The sequence below is a fragment of the Sphingomonas bacterium genome, from assembly GCF_903643065.1.
Taxonomy (GTDB): domain Bacteria; phylum Pseudomonadota; class Alphaproteobacteria; order Sphingomonadales; family Sphingomonadaceae; genus Sphingomonas.
The window spans coordinates 1-4,136 of record NZ_CAHJWX010000261.1; the positions used below are offsets into that span (position 1 = coordinate 1).

Annotated in this window: 6 protein-coding genes; 3 read left to right on the forward strand and 3 right to left on the reverse strand. The window is 72.5% G+C overall.

Features of this window, described 5'->3' with window-relative positions:
• Positions 1-692, forward strand: a 692-nt coding sequence (locus HUU95_RS09880) for a lytic transglycosylase domain-containing protein (RefSeq protein WP_174279961.1), incomplete at its 5' end; no start/stop codon positions are given.
• A 153-nt stretch (positions 693-845) separates the two neighbouring features.
• Here the strand turns inward: HUU95_RS09880 and HUU95_RS09885 are convergent.
• Positions 846-1,115 carry a hypothetical protein gene (locus HUU95_RS09885; protein WP_254602729.1) on the reverse strand — a complete coding sequence of 90 codons (270 nt, stop codon included), beginning with the start codon at positions 1,113-1,115 and terminating at the stop codon, positions 846-848.
• Positions 1,116-1,337: 222 nt separating this feature from the next.
• Here HUU95_RS09885 and moaB point away from each other — a divergent pair, with 222 nt between their 5' ends.
• Positions 1,338-1,865 carry a molybdenum cofactor biosynthesis protein B gene (moaB, locus tag HUU95_RS09890; protein WP_174279962.1) on the forward strand — a complete coding sequence of 176 codons (528 nt, stop codon included), beginning with the start codon at positions 1,338-1,340 and terminating at the stop codon, positions 1,863-1,865.
• A 3-nt stretch (positions 1,866-1,868) separates the two neighbouring features.
• Here moaB and HUU95_RS09895 read toward each other — a convergent pair whose 3' ends face one another.
• A complete protein-coding gene (locus HUU95_RS09895) occupies positions 1,869-2,204 on the reverse strand; it encodes a VOC family protein (protein WP_174279963.1) in 336 nt (111 codons plus the stop codon).
• 52 nt (positions 2,205-2,256) lie between these two features.
• On the opposite strand from HUU95_RS09895, the gene HUU95_RS09900 reads away from it, so the two are divergent.
• Positions 2,257-3,339 (forward strand): PA0069 family radical SAM protein, encoded by a 1,083-nt coding sequence (locus HUU95_RS09900; protein WP_174279964.1) that lies wholly within the window; start codon positions 2,257-2,259, stop codon positions 3,337-3,339.
• Positions 3,340-3,425: 86 nt separating this feature from the next.
• Here HUU95_RS09900 and HUU95_RS09905 read toward each other — a convergent pair whose 3' ends face one another.
• Positions 3,426-4,130: a ribonuclease T2 family protein gene (locus tag HUU95_RS09905; protein ID WP_174279966.1), complete on the reverse strand. Its 705-nt coding sequence runs from the start codon at positions 4,128-4,130 to the stop codon at positions 3,426-3,428.
• Positions 4,131-4,136: the final 6 nt, after the last annotated feature.

Genomic DNA, 4,136 nt, shown 5'->3' on the forward strand with positions numbered 1-4,136 from the left:
TGGCCGGGGCGCTGGACCTGCCGGCGACCAGCGTCTGGCTGGCGCATAACTGCCCCTCGGGCGTCACGCCCGACGTCGACGCGCGCTATCCCGCGCCGAGCTGGGTGCCGACCGGTGGCTGGCGCGTCGACCGCGCGCTGGTCTACGCGCATACATTGCAGGAGTCGCAGTTCCGCACCCGCGTCGCCAGCCCGGCCGGCGCCTATGGCCTGATGCAGATCATGCCGGCGGTGGCGACCGACGCGGCGCGCGAGACCGGGACCGCGCCGGCCGATCGCGCCGCGCTGGCGAGCCCGGCCACCAACATGGCGCTGGGGCAACGTCAGCTGGAGCGGCTGCGCGATGGCGAGGCGACCGGCGGGCTGCTGCCCAAGGTGATCGCCGCCTATAATGCCGGGCTGCGGCCGCTCGCCGCGTGGAATGCGACCGCGCGCGATGGCGGCGATCCGCTGCTGTGGATCGAGAGCATCCCCTATTGGGAAACGCGCGGCTATGTGGTGACCGTGCTGCGCAACTATTGGATGTACGAGGGCCGGACGGGCAAGGCGATCTCGCCCAGCCGCGCCGCGCTCACGCAGGGGCTCTGGCCACGCTTTCCCGGCCTGCCCGGTGCGAGCGCGGTGCGCGTCGATGCGCGACCGGGGACCGCCGCGCGGGCGGGCGTTCCGGCCGGAGCGGTGGGCGCCGACTAGGGCCTGTCCTGGTCAGGTGTTGATACCCGTTCGTTCCGAGCGAGGTCGAGGGGCCAAGTTGGTACGGTGTCTCGACCCCTCGTCGAGGCTCGGGAGAGCCTTCGCTCGACACGAACGGGTCAGGGTCCGGTCTGAACGGGACGACGCTGGCGGTCAGGCGCCGCCGCGATGCGCGGCCCAGGCGGCGCGTTGAACGGTGCCGTTGATCAGCTTGGCCTTGAGCTTGACGCGCAGCCGGGCGGCGTCGTCGCCGTTGCGCATCACCACGCGCGTGCCGCCGGACAACAGTGTCTCCACCGCGCTGATCGCCCAGCCCTGCTTGGCGCACAGCGCCTGCACGGTCGCCGCGTCGGCGTCGAGGTTGAGCGCGCGCGAGGTCGCGACCTCGTCACGCAGCGCGCTGGTGCCGTCGCGCCAGCTCACAGGCCGGACGCCGGGCGAGCGGTCACGGACCGATGGGGGGTGGTGATGAGGTTCACGACGGAACTCCCGGTCGTAAGCGGGAGCGCGCGGGGTCTCTCAGCCGCGGGCGCCTACGATGGGGATGCCGCGATCATTATGAGATAGCACGGGACTCGCCGTCTGGCCAGCGATCTTGCCCGACGGGGCTTGCCCGCGCCGGTCGGGCGGCCGATGCGGGCCGGCATGCCGATCGACGAGTCCCGCGCCTTCCTGCCCGTCCGCCTCGCGGTATTGACGGTGTCCGACACGCGCGGCCCCGCCGACGATCGCTCGGGCGACACGCTGGTCGCGCTGGCGACCGGGGCGGGACACGTCCTTGCCGACCGCGCGATCGAGCGCGACGACGCGGACGCGATCGTCACGCGGCTGACGGGGTGGATCGATGACCCTTCGGTGGATTGCGTGATCTCGACCGGCGGCACCGGCGTCACCGGCCGCGACGTCACCCCCGAGGCGATGGAGCGCGTCGCCGAGAAGATGATCCCCGGCTTCGGCGAGCTGTTCCGCTGGCTCAGCTATGCCACGATCGGCACCTCCACCGTCCAGTCGCGCGCCTGCGCGGCGGTGGCGCGCGGCACCTACCTGTTCGCGCTGCCCGGCTCGACCGGCGCGGTGCGCGACGCGTGGAAAGGCATCCTGCGCGACCAGCTCGACAGCCGCCACCGCCCCTGCAACTTCGTCGAGCTCATGCCGCGGTTGCGCGAGCGCTGAGGTCTACCCCGCCTGCATCGCCGCCAGTTCGTGCCCTTGCGGATCGGCGAAGTGGAAGCGGCGGCCGCCGGGGAAGGCGAAGATCGGCAGCGTCACGCGGCCGCCCGCCGCCTCGATTGAGGCCTGGCACGCGTCGAGATCGCCGACCTCGATCACCGGCAGGATCTGCCTGATCGCCTGCGCGGCGTCGCCGTTGAGGCCGAGATCGACGTCGCCCGTCATCGTGCAGCTATAGTCGGCCCCGAAGTCCGTGAACGTCCAGCCGAACGCGTCCGCGTAGAACGCCCTCGCCGCCGGCACGTCGCCGACCGGCAGCTCGACATAATTGATCCGTGCCATCACCCGCCCTCCTGTTCTTGCTATGTTCTAACGGGAGCGCTAGCCTTCTGCAATGGGCAAGACTCGCGCGGTCCGGGGAGCGACGCTGAACGGCGCGAGCACGCGCTTCGGCCTGCCCGCGACCGAGCCGGACGGCGACTGGCTGGACGCGCGCGCGGACGTCGACGGCGCCCCGCCGCCGCTGCGGACCACCGTCACGATCGAGCACCCGCGCACGATCATCAGCCGCAACGCCTCGCCCGACGTGCCGTTCGACCGCTCGATCAATCCGTATCGCGGCTGCGAGCATGGCTGCGTCTATTGCTTCGCGCGGCCGACCCACGCCTATCACGACCTGTCGCCGGGGCTGGATTTCGAGAGCCGGCTGTTCGCCAAGCCCGGCGCGGCGGCGCTGCTGCGCGCGGAGCTGGGCCGGCGCGGCTATGACTGCCGGCCGATGGCGCTGGGCACCAACACCGATCCCTATCAGCCGATCGAGGATCGCTGGCGGGTCACTCGGCAGGTGCTGGAGGTGCTGGCCGAGCACGATCACCCGGTGACGATCACCACCAAGTCCGACCGCGTCACCCGCGACCTGGACGTGCTGGCGCCGATGGCGGCGAAGGGGCTGGCGGCGGTGTGCGTGTCGATCACCTCGCTCGATCCCCGGATCGCGATGACGCTGGAACCGCGCGCGCCGGCGCCGGCGCGGCGGCTGGCGGCGGTCAGGCGGCTCGCCGAGGCGGGCGTGCCGGTATATGTGTCGATCGCGCCGGTGATCCCCGCGATCACTGACCACGAACTGGAGGCGCTGATCGCCCGTGCCGCGCAGGCTGGGGCGCGCCGCGCGTTCTTCATCCCGGTGCGGCTGCCGTGGGAGGTGGCGCCGCTGTTCCGCGCCTGGCTCGACACGCACTTCCCGGAGCGCGCGGGCAAGGTGATGGCGACGATCCAGTCCTTGCGCGCCGACGGGAACGGGGGCCGCGACAACGACCCGGCGTTCTTCACACGGATGCGGGGCAGCGGACCCTGGGCCGACCTGCTCCGCGCGCGCTTTCACCGCGCCTGCCGGGCGCACGGGCTGAACGGCGAGCGGATCGACCTGCGCTGCGACCTGTTCCGCCCGCCGGCGGGGCCACAGGGAGAGCTGTTCTGACGGGGCGCCTGCCGGGTCGCGCGGCGTTGCGCGCCGCACCCCTCATCCGGCGCTGCGCGCCACCTTCTCCCGCAAGGGGAGAAGGTTTACTGCCGCCCCCGCCATAGCTTGACGCTCGTCCCGGCCGACACTCCGCCGCTGTCCGCGCGGCAGCGTGTGTAGCGGAAGCGGGTGTCGAGGCAGAGCCAGAGCTCGTCGAGCCAGCCGTCGCGGTTGGTCGTCACCCGCACGGCGCTCGCGGGCAGGCCCGGGTTGGCGGTGGCCAGCGCGGTCGCGAGATCGCCGGCGGTGAGCGGCCGGCGGGACAGCGCGGCCATGTCCGGATAGCGCAGCTTGCCGTACAGACCGGTCGAGCGCGCGAAATAGCTGGTGGGGGTCGCCCTGGGCACGCAGGTGCCGTGCTTGGCCCATTCGTGCTGGAGCAGCTGCGCCGAGGGCGTGGCGCACAGATTGGCGCGGATCACGCGCGGGGGCAGCAGCTCGGTCGATTGGCAATATTGCGGCCAGTCCTTGCCCACGCCGTCGGGCCACAGCCCGTGCAGCGTGAAGCCGAACCGGTTGGCGGCGCCGCATTCGAAGCTCGACCGCTCCGCATGCCCCGGCCCCCGGCAATATTCGGGCGACCAGGTCAGCGCCAGCGTGTAGCCGCCGATCGGCAGCAGCCGTTGCGGCTGGTCGGCGGTGGGCAGCTCGGGATGCGGCCGATCGACGCGCGCGGGCACCTCGCATCGATCGGCCTGCGCCTGCGCGGCGGCGGGCACCAGCAGCGCGAGGGCGGCGAGCGCCCTCACGCCAGC